Origin of the sequence: Streptomyces sp. NBC_01351, assembly GCF_036237315.1 — a bacterium.
Lineage (GTDB): Bacteria > Actinomycetota > Actinomycetes > Streptomycetales > Streptomycetaceae > Streptomyces.
The window spans coordinates 2211856-2228931 of record NZ_CP108356.1; the positions used below are offsets into that span (position 1 = coordinate 2211856).

The window sequence follows — 17076 nt, forward strand, 5'->3', positions numbered from 1 at the left end:
AGGCCCGTTCGGCGCACCCCGACCTTTCCTGCGCCCCGCTCAGTAGCTGGGGAGCGTCCGCGGGCCGAGGTCGCCGCGGACCGGCGGGTGCGCGACGCGGACGGTGGCGCTGAGCACGGAGATCCCCTCGGTCGCGACGACCACGGGTTCCAGGGTGACCCCGACCACCTCCGGGTGGTCGTCCACCAGGCGGGACACCCGCAGGAGCAGCTCCTCCAGGGCGGGGGTGTCGACGGGGTCGCTACCGCGCCAGCCGAAGAGGAGGGGTGCGGTCCGGATGGACCGGATCAGTCCCGCGGCGTCCCGGTCGGTGGCCGGGACGAGCCGGTGGGCGGTGTCGCCGAGCAGCTCGGAGGCGACTCCGGCCAGCCCGAAGGAGAGGACGGCGCCGGCGGCCGGGTCGATGACGGACCGGACGACGGTGTCGACCCCGCGCGGCACCATGGCCTGCACCACGGGCTGGAGCTCCGCCGGCTTGCCGAGCAGGTCGGTGAGCTCCTCGTACGAACGTCGCAGCTCCGTCTCGTTGGCGAGGTCGAGCCGTACGCCGCCCAGGTCCACGCGGTGGCGCAGGTGCGGGGCGGTGGTCTTGAGGGCCACGGGGTAGCCCAGGACCCCGGCGGCCCGGACCGCGGCGTCGGGGCTGGGGGCGGGCAGGGCGGGCAGCACGCGGATCCCGTACCGGGCGAGCAGTTCGCGGCCGTCCCACTCGGACAGGGTCAGCACCTCCCCGCCGTCGGGGTCGAGGTACGCGAGCAGGGTGGTCAGCTGGGCGGCGGCGGCCGCCTCGTCGATGTCCTCGTACTCGGGGACCTGCCCGGCCGCCTCGGCGGTGGCCCGCCGCCACTGGCCGTAGCGGACGGCCTCGGCGAGGGCCCGTACGGCCCGCTCGGCGGCGGGGTAGCTGGGGATCCGGCCCGGGTCCCCGGGCGCCGGCTCGGGGGTGGCGAAGGGCGCGAGTGCGGCGGGGGCCGGCGGGACGACCGGCGGGGCGGCAGGCGGGGCGACCGCCGGTACGGCAGGCGGCGCGACCGGGCTCGCCTCCGGCGGGAGGGGCTCGACGGGGTCGGAGGCCCGCGCGGCGGACAGGGCGGCGACCAGTTCGCCGAGTTCCACGTGCACGACGGCGACCGGCTTGCCCGGCACCGCCGCCACGGCTTCGCGCAGGGCATCGGCCAGGTCGTCGGCCAGGGTGCCCTCGCCCACCCAGGGGATGGCGGTGACGACGACCGCGTCGTTGTCGGGTGAGGCCAGCGCGGCGGCCAGCGCGTCCCGGAAGTCGGCCGGGGAGGCCGCCGTCGTCAGGTCCAACGGCGGCAGCGGTCTCAGGCCCTGGGTCAGGCAGGCGTCGTAGGTGAGGACCCCGAGGGACTCGGAGTTGCCGAGGATCGCGATCCGAGGGCCGGCGGGCAGCGGCTGCGCGGCCAGCAGGAGGCCGACGTCCACCAGCTCCGTCACCGTGTCGACCCGGATCACGCCCGCCTGGCGCAGCAGGGCGGAGACGGTGGCGTCGGGCAGCCGGGTGTCGGGGACGACGTGGCCGGCCGGGGTGTGGCGGCCGCCCTTGGCGACGACCACCGGCTTCACGGCGGCCGTGCGGCGGGCGAGGCGGGTGAACTTCCGCGGGTTGCCGAGGGTTTCCAGGTACATCAGGGCGACGTCGGTGGCCTCGTCGTCGTACCAGTACTGGAGGATGTCGTTGCCGGAGACGTCGGCGCGGTTCCCCGCCGAGACGAACGAGGACAGTCCCTCGCCGCGCCGCAGCAGCGCCGAGAGCAGGGCGATGCCGATGGCCCCGGACTGCGTGAAGAGTCCGATGCGGCCGCGCATGGGCATCGGGGCGGGGGTGAGGGAGGCGTTGAGCTCCACCTCCGGGGCGGTGTTGATCACCCCGTAGGCGTTCGGGCCGATCAGCCTCATCCCGTACGAGCGCACCTGGCGCACCAGTTCGCGCTGGCGGGCGAGCCCCTCGGTCCCGCTCTCCCCGTACCCGGCGGACAGGACGACGAGGCCCTGCACCCCGTGTTCGCCGCAGGCGGCCACGGCTTCCGGGACCCGGTCGGCGGGGACGGCGATCACGGCGAGGTCGACGGGGGCGCCGATGGCCTCGATGGTGCGGTACGCGCGGACGCCGTCGAGGAGGTCGCGGGTGACGGCCTCGTTGACGGCGTAGAGGTGGCCGTGGAAGCCGCTGTCGCGCAGGTTCCGCAGGGCCGCGGCGCCGACTCCGCCACCGGAGCGGCTGACTCCGACGACCGCCACCGAGCCGGGGGCGAGCAGCCGCTGTACCGAACGGGCCTCGGCGCGCTGTTCGCGGGCGCGCTGCACGGCGAGGGACTCGGCGGTGGGTTCGAGGTCGAGGGTGAGGTGGACGGAGCCGTCCTCGAAGCTGCGCTTCTGCTCGTAGCCGACGTCCGTGAACACCTTGATCATCTTGGTGTTGGCGGGCAGCACCTCGGCGGCGAAGCGGCGGATGCCGCGCTCGCGGGCCACCGCGCCGATGTGTTCGAGGAGGGCGGAGGCCACCCCGCGGCCCTGGTGGGCGTCCTGGACGAGGAAGGCGACCTCGGCCTCGTCGGCGGGGCCGGAGGCGGGCCGGCCGTCGGCGCCGATGCGGTCGTAGCGGACGGTGCCGATGAACTCCCCGCCGATGGTCGCGGCGAGACCGACGCGGTCCACGTAGTCGTGGTGCGTGAAGCGGTGCACGTCGCGGTCGGAGAGCCGGGGGTAGGGCGCGAAGAAGCGGTAGTACTTCGACTCGTCGGACACCTGCTCGTAGAAGCTGACCAGCCGGCCCGCGTCCGCGGTGGTGATCGGCCTGATGCGGGCGGTTCCGCCGTCACGCAGGACGACGTCCGCTTCCCAGTGGGCCGGGTACGAGGGGTCCGACTCGGTGGTCATGCCCATACCTTACGGGCCGGAGACCGGCGGGGACGGGGCGGGTGCTATTCGCGCGGCGCATTGGGCAATCCGGGGCAAAGCGGTGCAAGCTGGGGAAGGTCGAACGGCGGGAAATCCGGGCCGAAGGTCGGTCCGAGCATTCCGGGCGTCGTGAGAGACTGGTCTAGACAACCGTAAGAACCTGAAGGGCATCACCATGGCAGAGCGCCGCGTCAACGTCGGCTGGGCCGAGGGCCTGCACGCTCGTCCCGCCTCGATCTTCGTCCGCGCGACGACCGCTTCCGGCGTCCCGGTGACCATCGCGAAGGCCGGCGGCGACCCCGTCAACGCCGGTTCCATGCTGGCGGTTCTGGGCCTGGGCGCCCAGGGCGGCGAGGAGATCGTCCTCGCCTCCGAGGCCGATGGCGCGGACGCCGCGCTGGACCGCCTCGCGAAGCTGGTCGAGGAGGGTCTCGAGGAGCTCCCCGAGACCGTCTGACCCTTCGGGTTCGCCCGAGCAGCACCCTCCGCCGAAGCCGCGGTCCCTCCGGGGGCCGCGGCTTCGTCATGGGGCCCGGTCACTCCGGGGCACCCGGGCAGGAATTGCGCGCGCCAGAATTCACCGCGCACGCGCCACACATCACAAACCCGGACGCCGAAACTCGGCCCCCGAATCGCGAAATACGAAACGCGGATCACGCACCGCGCAGCGAATTCACACCGGGAAGGAATTCCATCCGTGGCGCACGGATACCAGACCTTTGTATACGGCTCTTGTTAATGCCGGCCGCTCGACATGTTTACGGCAGGTTGCGAAGTGCTCACCGCCTGCCGGATCCGCAGCCGGTGCGCCCCCGTCGCGCGCTCCGCGTGGATCGCCGCCAGGGCCCGCGCCCGCTCCGCGTCACCCCGGGCCACCGCGTCCACGATCGCGCCGTGCTCCGCCCAGGACTCCACCGGCCGGGCCGGCGCCTCCACCACGTACATCCACGCGACCTTGTGCCGCATCTGCGTCAGCAGCGCGATCAGCCCCGGGCTGCCCGAGGCCTGTGCGAGCGTCTCGTGGAACCAGCCGCCCAGGGACCTCAGATCCTCCCCCTGGCCCCGCCTGGCCCGTTCCTGGCCCAGCCTGACCAGCCCGCGCAGGACCTTGAGGTGCGCGTCCGTACGCCGGCGCGCCGCCCTGGCCGCGGCGAGCGGCTCCAGCAGCATCCGCAGCTCCAGCAGATCGGCGGCCTCCTGCTCCGTCGGCTCGGCCACACAGGCCCCGGCGTGGCGCCGCGTCGTCACGAACCCCTCGGACTCCAGGGTCCGCAGCGCCTCGCGGACCGGGACGCGGGAGACTCCGTACCGGCGGGCCAGCACCTCCTCGGTCAGTCTGCCGCCCGGACCGAAGACCCCGGAGACGATGTCGTCGCGAATTGCCGTGCATACCGCGTGCGCAGGAATACGCAAGACCGAACCTCCGCCTATTTCCGACTCACACCCTCATTGGTGCCCCTGCTGCTGCGACTCTATTGCAACACACGATAATTTCCGAGAGCGGCCGGAAATACGAAACATGACGAAACACGAAGGCCCCGGCTCGGGGAGCCGGGGCCTTCGGTGAAGCGTGTGGTGCGGAGAGCTCAGGAGGCTCAGAGGCTGACACCGTGCGAGCGCAGGTACGCGACCGGGTCGATGTCCGAGCCGTAGTCGGCACCGGTGCGGGCCTCGAAGTGCAGGTGCGGGCCGCTGGAGTTGCCGGTAGAGCCCGACAGGCCGATCTGCTGGCCCGGGGTGACCTGCTGGCCGACGGAGACGCTCAGCGAGGTCATGTGCCCGTACTGGGTGTACGTACCGTCGTTGTGCTTGATGACGACGTTGTTGCCGTAGGCGCCGCCCCAACCGGCCTCCACGACGGTACCGAGGCCCACCGCGCGGACCGAGGTGCCGGAGGCGGCGCGGAAGTCGATGCCGGTGTGGCTGCCGGAGGACCACATGCCGCCGCCCGCGTGGTACTGCGTGCTGATCCCGCCGGGTACCGGGGCGACGAAGGTGTTGAGGCGCTTGCGCTCCTCCTCGCGGGCCGCACGCTCGGCGGCCTCGCGCTCGGCCTTCGCCTTGGCCTCGGCGAGGCGCTTGGCCTCGGCGGCCCGCTGCTTGGCTTCGGCCTCGGCCTGCGCCTTGGCGGCGGCCTGCTCGGCGGCGCGCTGCTGGGACTCTGCCTGGTCGGCGATGTCGCCCGGGAGGTCCTCGGCAACGACGACGGCGCCCAGCGCGTTGTCCTGCGAGTGGTTGTTGTTGCCGTTGTCGGCGGCGAAGGCCGGGGCGGCGAGGGAGCCGACGACACCAGTGGTGGCGAGGGCGGCTATGCCGGCGTAACCGGCGGTCTTGCGGCTCAGACGGCTGGAACCACGGTGCTTACCGGAGCCGGTGGGACGACTGCCAAACGCCATGAAGGGGCTGATCCTTTCCTTCCTTCTCGCCTACCGGGTTAGCTGACGGGTTCGGAGCAGGAAGGTCTCCTACGGGCCTCCTCTTGCGAGGCGGTCCGATTCACCCCAGGGACTGATGTGGGTCCCCGGCTCCCCAGGCTCGCGCCTGACGGGGACTCGGCGATCGCTGCCCGGTGCCGCGGATGCGGCGGGTACAACTGACGGACAGCACGGCCGACGCTAGGCGGATCATCAGTCAATCGCCAAACAGACACGCCCTTTTGTTGCGTACGCCACACCACATACGAGCAACCTCACCATGAAACAGACAAAAGGGACCCCGGCGGACAAGCCGCCGGGGTCCCTCGAAGACCCGCCGGTCAGACGCCAGTTGAGGCGTCGGAGGCGAACGTCAGTACCTCGCGTCAGTTGGTGACGACGCTCACGTCGCCGATGCCGAGGGCCCGCACCGGCTCCTCGATCAGTGCCGCGTCGCCCACCAGGATCGTGACGAGCCGGTCCGCCGGGAAGGCGCTCACGACCGCCGAAGTGGCCTCCACCGTGCCGGTTTCGGCGAGCCGCGCGTACAACTGCGCCTGGTAGTCGTCCGGCAGCTCCTGCTCGACCTGGTCGGCGAGGGTGCCGGCGACCGAGGCCGCGGTCTCGAACTTCAGCGGGGCGACGCCCACCAAGTTCTGCACCGCCACGTCCCGTTCGACGTCGGTCAGGCCGCCCTCCGCGAGGGTCCGAAGCACCTTCCAGAGGTCCTCCAGCGCCGGCCCGGTGTTCGGGGTGTCCACCGAGCCGCTGATGGCCAGCATCGAAGCGCCCTTGCCGTCCGCGGTGGAGCGCAGCACCTGGCCGAAGGCGCGCACGCCGTACGTGTACCCCTTCTCCTCGCGCAGCACCTTGTCCAGGCGGGAGGTGAGGGTGCCGCCCAGGCAGTACGTGCCGAGCACCTGGGGAGCCCAGACCCGGTCGTGGCGGTCCGGCCCGATCCGGCCGATCAGCACCTGCGTCTGAACCGCGCCGGGCCGGTCCACGATGACCACGCGGCCCGTGTCGTCGGCGGTCACCGGCGGCACCGGGAGGGGCTCGGCGGAGTTGCCCGTCCAGGTGCCCAGGGTGTCCGCCAGCACGGCGTCCAGATCGATGCCGGTCAGGTCGCCGACGACCACCGCGGTGGCGGTGGCGGGGCGCACGTGGGCCTCGTAGAAGGCCCGCACGGCGGTCGCGTCGATCCGGGCGACCGTCTCCTCGGTGCCCTGGCGCGGGCGGGACATCCGCAGGTCGGCCGGGAACAGCTCCTTGGAGAGCTGCTTGGCGGCCCTGCGCTGCGGGTTGGCCAGCTCGTGCGGGATCTCGTCGAGCCGGTTGCGCACCAGCCGGTCGACCTCGCTGTCGGCGAACGCCGGTGCGCGCAGCGCCTCGGCGAGCAGGCCCAGCGCCTTGTGCAGCCGCGAGGCCGGGACCTCCAGGGAGACCCGGAGGCCCGGGTGGTCGGCGTGCGCGTCGAGGGTGGCGCCGCAGCGCTCCAGCTCGGCGGCGAACTCCTCGGCGGAGTGCTTGTCGGTGCCCTCGGAGAGCGCACGGGCCATGATGGTGGCCACGCCGTCCAGGCCCGCGGGCTCCGCGTCGAGCGGGGCGGCCAGGTTGATCTCGACGGCGACCACCTGCTGGCCCGGGCGGTGGCAGCGCAGCAGGGTGAGGCCGTTGCCGAGCACACCGCGCTCGGGGGCGGGGAAGGCCCACGGCTTGGCCTCGCCGGCCTCCGGCCGCGGGTGGAAGGTCATCGTGACGGCTGCGGTGTCGCTCACTGCTCCGCCCCCTCGTTCTCGTCGGACTCGTCGGACTCGGCGGACTCCTCGGAGCCCGGCAGCGGCTCGTAGACCAGCACCGCGCGGTTGTCGGGGCGCAGTCGGGCCGCGGCCACGGCCTGCACCTCCTCGGCGGTGATGTCGAGGACCCGCTGGACGGCGGTCAGCGCCAGTTGCGGGTCGCCGAACAGCACCGCGAAACGGCACAGTTCGTCGGCGCGGCCGGCCACCGTGCTCAGCCGGTCCAGCCACTCGCGCTCCAGCTGCGCCTGGGCGCGCTCCATCTCCTCGGCCGTCGGGCCCTCGGCGGCGAACCGCGCGAGCTCCTCGTCCACGGCCGCCTCGATGGCGGGGATCTCGACCCCGCTGGAGGTCTTGACGTCCAGCCAGCCCAGCGAGGGCGCGCCCGCCAGGCGCAGCATGCCGAAGCCGGCTGCGACGGCCGTCTGGTCGCGGCGTACCAGCCGGTTGTGCAGCAGCGAGGACTCCCCGCCGCCCAGGATGGTCAGCGCCACGTCGGCGGCGTCGCACTCGCGGGTGCCGTCGTGCGGGAGCCGGTAGGCGGCCATCAGCGCGCGCGCCGGAACCTCCTCCACGATCTCCTCGCGCAGCTGCTCGCCGATGATCTCGGGCAGCGAGCCGTCACGGGGCGGCTGCTTGCCGTCGTGCGCGGGGATGGAGCCGAAGTACTTCTCGACCCAGGCGAGCGTCTGCTCGGGGTCGATGTCCCCGACGACCGACAGCACCGCGTTGTTGGGCGCGTAGTACGTACGGAAGAAGGTGCGCGCGTCCTCCAGGGACGCGGCGTCCAGGTCGGCCATGGAGCCGATCGGGGTGTGGTGGTAGGGGTGGCCCTCCGGGTAGGCGAGGGCGGTCAGCTTCTCGAACGCCGTGCCGTACGGGACGTTGTCGTACCGCTGGCGGCGCTCGTTCTTGACGACGTCGCGCTGGTTCTCCATGGACTCGTCGTCCAGGGCGGCCAGCAGCGAGCCCATCCGGTCCGCCTCCAGCCAGAGCGCGAGCTCCAGCTGGTGGGTCGGCATCGTCTCGAAGTAGTTGGTGCGCTCGAAGCTGGTGGTGCCGTTGAGAGAGCCGCCGGCGCCCTGGACCAGCTCGAAGTGGCCGTTGCCCGGTACCTGCTTCGAGCCCTGGAACATCAGGTGCTCGAAGAGGTGAGCAAGGCCCGTACGCCCCTTGACTTCATGGCGCGAGCCGACGTCGTACCACAGGCAGACCGCGGCGACCGGAGTCAGGTGGTCCTCGGAAAGCACCACGCGCAGGCCGTTGGCCAGCCGGTGCTCGGTCGCTGTCAGGCCGCCGGAGCCGGCCTGAGCTGTGGCCGTGTGACCCATGGGCATGTGGTCCCTTCGATCGCGATGCAGAGATTTCTGTCAGACCTGCCACTGTATGCAAGCGCGTCGGCCGCCGGATAAGTTCCCGGGTCACTCCCCCAAGGACTCTCCCCCGGCTACCGCTGGGAGGGCCCCCATCCAGGGGGTACCCCCAGGGTCGGAGTCGGCGTTGTCGGTGCGTCGGGCCACAATGGTCCGCGTCGTACCCGAGTCCCACCCGAGTCCGACCGCACGAACCAGCCAGACCACGCCAGACCAGTCAGTACCCGCCAGACCCAGTCAGAACCCCGCCAGACCCCAGCACACCCATTCTTGGTTAAGGAGCCGCGCAGCGATGGCCCGCCGCAGCACGAAGACCCCGCCGCCGGAGGATTTCGAGGAGAAGATCCTCGACATCGACGTCGTCGACGAAATGCAGGGCTCCTTCCTCGAGTACGCGTACTCGGTGATCTACTCCCGCGCCCTGCCCGACGCCCGGGACGGCATGAAGCCGGTCCACCGGCGCATCGTCTACCAGATGAACGAGATGGGCCTGCGCCCCGACCGCGGCTACGTGAAGTGCGCCCGTGTCGTCGGCGAGGTCATGGGCAAGCTCCACCCGCACGGCGACGCGTCGATCTACGACGCCCTCGTGCGCATGGCCCAGCCCTTCTCCATGCGGCTGCCGCTGGTCGACGGCCACGGCAACTTCGGCTCGCTCGGCAACGACGACCCGCCGGCCGCGATGCGGTACACCGAGTCCAAGATGGCCGACGCCGCCTCGCTGATGACGGAGTCGATCGACGAGAACACCGTCGACTTCGTCGCGAACTACGACGGCCAGGAGCGGGAGCCGGTCGCACTACCCGCGGCCTACCCGAACCTGCTGGTCAACGGCGCGTCCGGGATCGCGGTCGGCATGGCCACCAACATGCCCCCGCACAACCTCGGCGAGGTCATCGCGGCCGCCCGCCACCTGATCCGCTACCCGCAGGCGGACCTGGAGGCGCTGATGCGCTTCGTACCGGGTCCGGACCTGCCCACGGGCGGCCGGATCGTCGGGCTGTCGGGCATCAAGGACGCCTACGAGAACGGCCGCGGCACCTTCAAGATCCGCGCGACGGTGGCCGTGGAGAACGTGACGGCGCGCCGCAAGGGCCTGGTCGTCACCGAACTGCCCTTCACGGTCGGCCCCGAGAAGGTCATCGCGAAGATCAAGGACCTGGTCGGCTCGAAGAAGCTCCAGGGCATCGCCGACGTCAAGGACCTCACCGACCGCTCGCACGGTCTGCGCCTGGTCATCGAGATCAAGAACGGCTTCCACCCCGAGGCCGTACTGGAGCAGCTCTACAAGCTGACGCCGATGGAGGAGTCCTTCGGCATCAACAACGTGGCGCTCGTGGACGGGCAGCCGCTGACGCTGGGCCTCAAGGAGCTGCTGGAGGTCTACCTCGACCACCGCTTCGAGGTCGTCCGGCGGCGCAGCGAGTTCCGCCGCGGCAAGCGCCGCGACCGGCTTCACCTGGTCGAGGGCCTGCTGGTGGCGCTCCTCGACATCGACGAGGTCATCCGGCTCATCCGGGACAGCGACAACTCCGCGCAGGCCAAGGAACGCCTGATGGAGCGCTTCTCGCTGAGCGAGATCCAGACCCAGTACATCCTGGACACGCCGCTGCGCCGGCTCACCCGCTTCGACCGGATCGAGCTGGAGTCCGAGCGCGACCGACTGACCGGCGAGATCGACGAGCTGACCGGGATCCTGGATTCCGACACCGAGCTGCGCAAGCTGGTCTCCACGGAGCTGGCGGCCGTCGCGAAGAAGTTCGGCACCGAGCGCCGTACGGTCCTGCTGGAGTCGGCGGGCACCGCGGTGGCGGCGGTTCCGCTGGAGGTCGCGGACGACCCCTGCCGGGTGCTGCTGTCCTCGACGGGCCTGCTGGCGCGCACCGCGACCGGCGACCCGCTGCCCGAGGAGGAGGGTGGCTCCCGCGCCAAGCACGACCTGATCGTCTCGCAGGTCGCGGCGACCGCCCGGGCGGACGTCGGCGCGATCACCTCGTACGGGCGCCTGCTGCGGCTGTCGGTGATCGATCTGCCGCAGCTCCCGGACACGCACGCCGCGCCGAACCTGGCGGGCGGCGCCCCGGTCTCGGAGTTCCTCTCCGGGCTGGAGGCGGACGAGAAGGTGGTCTGCCTGACCTCGCTGGACGAGTCCTCGCAGGGCCTGGCCCTGGGTACTGAGCAGGGTGTGGTCAAGCGGGTCGTGCCGGACTACCCGGCCAACAAGGACGAGCTGGAGGTCATCACCCTCAAGGAGGGCGACCGGATCGTCGGCGCGGTCGAACTGCGCACGGGCGAGGAGGACCTGGTCTTCATCACCGACGACGCCCAGCTGCTGCGCTACCCGGCGAGCCAGGTCCGCCCGCAGGGCCGCCCGGCGGGCGGCATGGCGGGCATCAAGCTCGCCGACAACGCCAAGGTGATCCACTTCTCGGCGGTGGACCCGGCCCGGGACGCCGTGGTGTTCACGGTGGCGGGCTCGCACGGGACGCTGGACGACTCGGTGACGTCCGGGAAGCTCACCCCCTTCGACCAGTACCCGCGCAAGGGCCGGGCCACGGGCGGTGTGCGCTGCCAGCGGTTCCTGAAGGGCGAGGACGTACTGGTCCTGGCCTGGGCGGGCGGTTCTCCGGCCCGCGCGGCCGCGGCGAACGGCACTCCGGCCGAACTCCCGGCCGTGGACCCGCGCAGGGACGGCTCGGGGACGGCGCTGCCGGCAGTGGTCGCGACGCTGGCGGGGCCCGCGCTGTAGGACGGACGACGGCATTCGGGTGGTGCGCCCAACGGGGGACGTACCACCCGAATGGCGACTAGTGTTTTCCCTCTTGGCACTGTCGGGTGGGGCGGGAGAACAGGGCTGATGAGCCGTCGATCGAGCAGCGGACTGATCGGGACGTGGGCGGAGGCACAGCGGCGGCAGCAGCAGACGCAGCTGATCCAGCAGCGGGAGGCCGAACGCCGGCAGCGGGCGTACGAACGGGACGTGGCCCGGGGTCAGCGCGAGCAACAGGCCGCGTACAAGCAGCACCGCGAGGGCGAGGCCCGGCGGGCGACGGAGCGGCTCGACGCCCAGGTCGCGGCCCTGCAGGGGCTGTTGGCCGCGGGCTGCCGGGCCCCGGCGTTCCGAATGGCCGCCCTGGTCCGGCCCGAGCAGCTCGAACCCTTCAATCCGGGGACGCTGGCGCACCCGGTGCCGATGCCTCAGCTGCACCAGTTCCAGCAGCAGAGCAGCGGCTGGACGCTGGGCTCGAACCGGCGCGCGCAGGCGGAGCGGGACGCGCACGCCCGGTACACCCAGGCCTGGCAGGCGGCGCAGGCCGCGGAGGCGCAGCGGCAACAGCAGCTGGCGGCGTACCGGCAGCAGTACGACCGGTGGGCGGCGGATCAGCTCACCGGGATCCGCGGGCACAACGGCGGGCTCACCGACATGGCCGGGGCGCTGCGCGCGGGCGACGCGGAGGCCACGGTGGAGTACTTCTCTGCGGCCCTGTATGCCTCGGCCGCGTGGCCCGAGGAGCTGCCGAGGCAGGTGTCGGCCGCGTACGACCCGGCGCGACGCCAGCTGGTCCTGGACTGGGAACTGCCCGGGTACGAGGTGGTCCCGGCGGCCAAGTCGGTCCGGTACGTGCCGAGTACGGACCAGGACAAGGAGACGGCCCGCCCGGCCACGCACCGGCGGGCGGTCTACCGGGACCTGCTGGCGCAGTGCGTGCTGCTGGTGGTGCGCGAGCTGTACGCGGCGGACGAGTTCGGCGTGCTGGAGTCGGTCGTCGTCAACGGTTTCGTGGACGCCCACGATCCGGTGACGGGGCGGGAGGCGCAGCTCGTGCTCGCCTCGGTGTCGGCGGCTCGGTCTGCCTTCACGGGGCTGCGGCTGGAGCTGGTGAGCGCGGTGGACTGTCTGGTGGAGGGGCTGGGCGGGCAGCTCTCCGCGCGCCCGGACCAGCTGACCGCCGTGCGCCCGGAGCGCCGGCCCGGTGAGGTCGGCGGTGTCGTGAGTCATGGCGGGCACGCGGGCCGCGACGATGACGAGCCGGACCTCTTCGCGATGGACCCGATCGCCTTCGAGAACCTGGTGGCGGAGCTCTTCCGGGCGATGGGCATGGAGGCGCTGACCACACAGCGGTCGGGCGACGGCGGGGTGGACATCGAGGCGAACGACCCGTCCCCGATCACGGGCGGGCGGATCGTGGTGCAGGTCAAGCGCTACCGCAACACCGTGTCGCCCACGGCGGTCCGGGACCTGTACGGCACGGTCCAGGATAAGGGGGCGAACAAGGGGGTGCTGGTCACCACCGCGTCCTTCGGGCCGGGGTCGTACACCTTTGCCAACGGCAAGCCGCTGGAGTTGGTTCCCGGCGACAAGCTCGTGGAGCTGCTTCACCAGTACGGGTTGCGGGGGCGCCTGGGAGAGGGCGCCGGCGCGGCCATCCCGGCGCAGCGGACGCCCGAGCCCGCCCCTTCGGCGGACCACAATGTGCTGGGCATGTCCTGGTCGGGTGCGGTCGCGCTCGACGTGTGCGCTCTGGTGTGCGCGGGCAACCGGGTGCTGAGCGAGGACCATTTCGTCTTCTTCAACAACCCGCGGACTCCGGACGGTTCGGTACGGGCCCGCGCACACGCGGCGCCCGACAAAGCGGCCCTGGAGGTCTCCTTCGACACCCTGCCCGCACAGGCCGACCGGCTGGTCCTGGTGGCCGCGATCGACCCGGAGGCCGATCCGCACGCCGACCTGGCCGGTTTCACCGACGCCCGGATCCGGCTCCTGGACGCTGCGGGCGCGGAGGCCGGGCAGCTGGAGGTCTCCGACGGGCGGGCCGGCGAGACCGCGCTGGTCCTGGGCTCGTTCCGGCGCCGGGCGAACGGCGACTGGGACTTCGTGATCGGCGGCAAGGGCTACCGGGGCGGGCTGGAGGACCTGCTGCGGGAGTTCGGCGTCGACGTCGCCTAGACGGCCTGGTCCTCGGCGGGCTCGGGCTCGGAATCGGGCTCGGACTCGGACTCCGGTTCGGGCCGGGCCACGTACCGCAGTACCCCCCACATGCTCTCGGGGTGCAGCTCGTGCGGTGCCTCCTCGCGGCAGGCCTCCAGTTCGCGCAGCAGCCCGGGGCCATCGGTGCCCGAGCCGATCAGGACCAGCTGCGTCAGGCGCTCCTCGCCCCGCGCCCAGGGCCCCGGTGCGAAGCGGAGGAAGCGGCCGACCGCGTGGACCTCGTACCGCTCCTCGTGCCCGGGGACGCCGAAGTAGACGAAGCCCTTGATCCGGTAGAGGCCGGCGGGGCGGCGGTCGAGGAAGTCGATGAACCGGCGCGGCGAGAGGGCCTGTCCGGAGACGAACTCGACGGTGTCGTAGGCGGCGTGCGCATGCGTGCTGTGGTCGTGGTCCTGGCCGTCCGTCTCCGCGAGCAGGTCCTCGAAGGAGAGCTGCCCGCGCGTCTCGGTCCAGGGGCGGCGGTCGAAGAGCAGCTCGGGGTCGATCCGCCCGTGGTCGGCGCCCACGACCGGGGTGCCCGGGGCGCACAGGGTGCGCAGGACGCCTTCGATCCGGGCCCGTTCGGCCGCGTCCGCCCGGTCGGTCTTGTTGAGTACCACCAGGTCCGCGACGGCGAGATGGCGGTCGGTCTCCGGGTGCCTGGCCCGGGTCGCGTCGAACTCGGCCGCGTCCACGACCTCCACCAGCCCGCCGTAGCGGATGGCGGGGTTCTCGTTGGCGATGAGCATCCGGACCATCTCCTGGGGCTCGGCCAGCCCGCTCGCCTCGATGACGATCACATCGATGCGGTGGACGGGCGCGGCGAGCTTCTCCAGGTACGTGTCCAGTTCGCTGCCGTCGACGGCGCAGCACAGGCAGCCGCCGCCGAGGGAGACCATCGAGTCGCCGACCTGGCCGGCCACCGACATCGCGTCGATCTCGATCGAGCCGAAGTCGTTGACGACGACCCCGATCCGGGTGCCCCCACGGCTCGCGAGGAGGTGGTTCAGCACGGTGGTCTTGCCGGATCCGAGGAAACCGGCGAGGACGACTACGGGGATGGGCTGCCTGCTGTTCACCCGGTCGATCGTAGTCAGCCCCCGTCAGCCGAGCGGCGGCACCGGCTGCGGCGGGGTGGGGCCGACGTAGCGGGCGGCCGGGCGGATGATCTTCGAGTCGGCGGCCTGCTCCAGGACGTTCGCGCTCCAGCCGACCACGCGGGCCGCGCAGAACGTCGGCGTGAACATCTCTCGGGGCAGCCCGCACAGCTCCATGACCACGCCCGCGTAGAACTCGACGTTGGTGTGCAGTTCGCGGCCGGGCTTGAGCTCGGCGAGGATTTCCTCGACCTGGCGCTCGACCTCGACGGCGAAGTCCACGAGCGGGCCGCCGAACCCGCGCGCGATGTCGCGCAGCATGTGCGAGCGCGGATCCTCGGTGCGGTACACGGGGTGGCCGAAGCCCATGATCCGGTCCCCCGCCAGGACCCTCTCGCGGATCCACGGCCCGATCCGGTCCGTGGTGCCGATCGCGTCGAGCGTGTCGAGGGCCCGGCTGGGGGCGCCGCCGTGCAGCGGTCCGGAGAGCGCGCCGATCGCGCCGGTCAGACAGGCGGCGACGTCGGCGCCCGTGGAGGCGATCACCCGGGCGGTGAAGGTCGAGGCGTTGAAGCCGTGGTCGATGGTGGAGATGAGGTACCGCTCGACCGCGCGGGCCTTGGCGGGGTCGGGCTCCTGCCCGGTGAGCATGTAGAGGTAGTTCTCGGCGTAGGGGAGGTCGTCGCGCGGTTCGACCGGTTCCAGGCCCTGACCCAGTCGGTGCAGGGCGGTGAGCAGGGTCGGGACGGCGGCGCAGGCTGCGAGCGCGTCGGCGGCCCGGCGGTCCGGGTCGATGTCGTAGACCGGGCGGAAGCCGGCCGAGGCACCGAGCAGCGACAGGCCGGTCCGCAGACCGGCGAGCGGACCGGAGAGCGCGGTGGCCCTGGCGAGGGCGGGGAGCGCGTCGCGAACCTCTTCGGGGAGCCGGCGCAGCGGGGCGATCTCGGCCGCGAAGGCGGCGCGCTCGGCGGCATCCGCGGGCAGGGCGCCGCGGAACATCAGGTGCCACACGTCCTCGAAGCTGCGGCCGCCCGCGAGCTCGACGGCCGAGTACTGGCGGTAGTGGTAGAAGCCCTCACGGCCCCGGACGTCACCGAGTTGGGTTTCGGTGACCACGACTCCCGCGAGACCGCGGGGCACTTCGACTGTGGTGTTCATGGATCGACCATCCATGATGGATTTAATCCTTGTCAATATTGATTGAATCAACTCAACAATGCCTCTGTAAGGTGTGCGTCATGAGCGACGAGAGGGACGCCGAGACGGTCGGCGGGCGCAGGATCGGCACTCAGGAGGCGGCCCGGCTGCTCGGGGTGAAACCGGCAACGGTGTACGCGTACGTCAGCCGCGGCCAGCTCACCAGCCGCCGCGACCCGGTCGGCCGGGGCAGCAGCTTCGACGCGGCCGAGGTGGAAGAGCTGGCCCGGCGGAGCCGGCGCGAGGCGGCGGCGCCCGCGGGCGGGGAGCTGTCCGTACGCACGTCCCTCACCCTCATCGAGGCCGATCGGTACTACTTCCGGGGCGTGGACGCCGTGGCCCTGGCCTCCCGGTACCGCTACGAAGAGGTCGCCGAGTGGCTGTGGACGGGGGCACTCGCGCACGGCGCCCGGTTCACCGCTCCCCCGGAGCCCCTCGCCGCGGCCCGGCGGGCGGTGGCGGCCCTGCCCGAGCACAGCGGTCCGGTCGACCGGCTGAGGGTGGCGGTCGCCGCGGCCGCGGTGGCTGACCCCTTGCGCTTCGACCTGTCCGAGGAGGCGGTACTGGGCTCCGCGCGCTGCCTGATCCCCACGCTGGTCGGCGCGCTGCCGATGGCGGGCCCCGCCCAGTGGGCCGGGGACGGCAGGATCGCCCGGCAGCTGTGGTCGCGGCTGACCGCGCGGGAACCGGACCCGGACGCGCTCGCCGCCCTGGACCTGGCCCTCGCCCTGCTGGTCGACCACGATCTGGCGGCCTCGACCCTGGCCGTACGGGTGGCCGCTTCGGCGCGGGCCCACCCCTACGCGGCGGTGTCGGCGGGACTCGGCGCGCTGGAAGGGCCGCTGCACGGCGCGGCCGGACGGCTCGCGCACCGGATGCTGGTGGAGGTGCTGGAGCGGGGCGGGGCCGCGCCGGTGGTGGCGGAGTACCTGCGGGCCGGCCGCCGGGTCCCGGGCCTCGGCCACCGGCTGTACCGGGGCGAGGACCCGCGGGCGCGGGCCCTGTTCGACCGGCTGGAGGGCCTGGAGCAGGCCGGTCCCGCACTGGGCGCGGCGCACGAGGTGGCCGCCGTGATGGCCCGGCAGGGCGGGCTGCACGCCAATGTGGACTTGGCTCTGGCGGTACTGACGGTGTCCTGCGGGATGGAGGCGGAGGCCGGGGAGTCGGTCTTCGCGGTGTCCCGGACCGCGGGCTGGATCGCGCACGCGCTGGAGGAGTACCAGGAACGCCCGCTGCGCATGCGGCCGAGCGGCCAGTACCAGGGCCCCCGCCCGCCACAGCCGATGCCGTAACCCCCTGCGGCTA

General features: G+C 72.4%; 11 protein-coding genes and 1 riboswitch. Of the genes, 4 read left to right on the forward strand and 7 right to left on the reverse strand.

What is annotated here, in order from left to right:
- Positions 1–39: 39 nt before the first annotated feature.
- Entirely contained in the window at positions 40–2907 is a 2868-nt protein-coding gene (locus OG625_RS09890; protein WP_443067690.1) for a bifunctional acetate--CoA ligase family protein/GNAT family N-acetyltransferase, read from the reverse strand.
- A gap of 190 nt (positions 2908–3097) precedes the next feature.
- On the opposite strand from OG625_RS09890, the gene OG625_RS09895 reads away from it, so the two are divergent.
- Complete coding sequence (locus OG625_RS09895) at positions 3098–3379, forward strand: HPr family phosphocarrier protein (RefSeq protein WP_329378433.1); 282 nt, start codon at positions 3098–3100, stop codon at positions 3377–3379.
- A gap of 278 nt (positions 3380–3657) precedes the next feature.
- Here the strand turns inward: OG625_RS09895 and OG625_RS09900 are convergent, their stop codons facing one another.
- From OG625_RS09900 to OG625_RS09915, 4 genes are all read right to left on the reverse strand, one after another.
- Entirely contained in the window at positions 3658–4335 is a 678-nt protein-coding gene (locus tag OG625_RS09900) for a GntR family transcriptional regulator (RefSeq protein WP_329378435.1), read from the reverse strand.
- A 182-nt stretch (positions 4336–4517) separates the two neighbouring features.
- A complete protein-coding gene (locus OG625_RS09905) occupies positions 4518–5318 on the reverse strand; it encodes a M23 family metallopeptidase (RefSeq protein WP_329378437.1) in 801 nt (266 codons plus the stop codon).
- 13 nt (positions 5319–5331) lie between these two features.
- Positions 5332–5490, reverse strand: a riboswitch (cyclic di-AMP (ydaO/yuaA leader).
- 232 nt (positions 5491–5722) lie between these two features.
- On the reverse strand, positions 5723–7090 hold the full coding sequence (locus OG625_RS09910; protein ID WP_329390541.1) for a M16 family metallopeptidase: 1368 nt from the start codon (positions 7088–7090) through the stop codon (positions 5723–5725).
- A gap of 20 nt (positions 7091–7110) precedes the next feature.
- Positions 7111–8466, reverse strand: coding sequence for a M16 family metallopeptidase (locus OG625_RS09915; protein WP_329378439.1), 1356 nt, complete (start codon positions 8464–8466; stop codon positions 7111–7113).
- Positions 8467–8800: 334 nt separating this feature from the next.
- On the opposite strand from OG625_RS09915, the gene OG625_RS09920 reads away from it, so the two are divergent.
- Entirely contained in the window at positions 8801–11257 is a 2457-nt protein-coding gene (locus OG625_RS09920) for a DNA gyrase/topoisomerase IV subunit A (protein ID WP_329378441.1), read from the forward strand.
- A 108-nt stretch (positions 11258–11365) separates the two neighbouring features.
- Positions 11366–13456 (forward strand): restriction endonuclease, encoded by a 2091-nt coding sequence (locus OG625_RS09925; protein WP_329378443.1) that lies wholly within the window; start codon positions 11366–11368, stop codon positions 13454–13456.
- On the opposite strand, the gene OG625_RS09930 is transcribed toward OG625_RS09925, so the two are convergent.
- Together OG625_RS09930 and OG625_RS09935 are read right to left on the reverse strand one after the other, a co-directional pair.
- Entirely contained in the window at positions 13453–14556 is a 1104-nt protein-coding gene (locus OG625_RS09930; protein ID WP_329378444.1) for a CobW family GTP-binding protein, read from the reverse strand. The two genes, OG625_RS09925 and OG625_RS09930, sit on opposite strands and share 4 nt — an antisense overlap.
- 24 nt (positions 14557–14580) lie before the next feature.
- The gene (locus tag OG625_RS09935; RefSeq protein WP_329378446.1) at positions 14581–15747 is read right to left on the reverse strand and encodes a citrate synthase/methylcitrate synthase; all 1167 of its coding nucleotides are present in this window, start codon (positions 15745–15747) and stop codon (positions 14581–14583) included.
- A gap of 65 nt (positions 15748–15812) precedes the next feature.
- Between OG625_RS09935 and OG625_RS09940 the strand changes: the two genes are divergently transcribed.
- On the forward strand, positions 15813–17063 hold the full coding sequence (locus OG625_RS09940) for a citrate synthase (RefSeq protein WP_329378448.1): 1251 nt from the start codon (positions 15813–15815) through the stop codon (positions 17061–17063).
- The last annotated feature ends 13 nt before the right edge of the window (positions 17064–17076 follow it).

What these genes read in the sequence shown, in the direction of transcription:
- OG625_RS09915 (WP_329378439.1), bottom strand. Translation starts at nt 8,466, where the DNA reads ATGGGTCACACGGCCACAGCTCAGGCCGGCTCCGGCGGCCTGACAGCG.
- OG625_RS09920 (WP_329378441.1), top strand. Translation starts at nt 8,801, where the DNA reads ATGGCCCGCCGCAGCACGAAGACCCCGCCGCCGGAGGATTTCGAGGAG.
- OG625_RS09890 (WP_443067690.1), bottom strand. Translation starts at nt 2,907, where the DNA reads ATGGGCATGACCACCGAGTCGGACCCCTCGTACCCGGCCCACTGGGAA.
- OG625_RS09940 (WP_329378448.1), top strand. Translation starts at nt 15,813, where the DNA reads ATGAGCGACGAGAGGGACGCCGAGACGGTCGGCGGGCGCAGGATCGGC.
- OG625_RS09895 (WP_329378433.1), top strand. Translation starts at nt 3,098, where the DNA reads ATGGCAGAGCGCCGCGTCAACGTCGGCTGGGCCGAGGGCCTGCACGCT.
- OG625_RS09925 (WP_329378443.1), top strand. Translation starts at nt 11,366, where the DNA reads ATGAGCCGTCGATCGAGCAGCGGACTGATCGGGACGTGGGCGGAGGCA.
- OG625_RS09905 (WP_329378437.1), bottom strand. Translation starts at nt 5,318, where the DNA reads ATGGCGTTTGGCAGTCGTCCCACCGGCTCCGGTAAGCACCGTGGTTCC.
- OG625_RS09910 (WP_329390541.1), bottom strand. Translation starts at nt 7,090, where the DNA reads ATGACCTTCCACCCGCGGCCGGAGGCCGGCGAGGCCAAGCCGTGGGCC.
- OG625_RS09935 (WP_329378446.1), bottom strand. Translation starts at nt 15,747, where the DNA reads ATGGATGGTCGATCCATGAACACCACAGTCGAAGTGCCCCGCGGTCTC.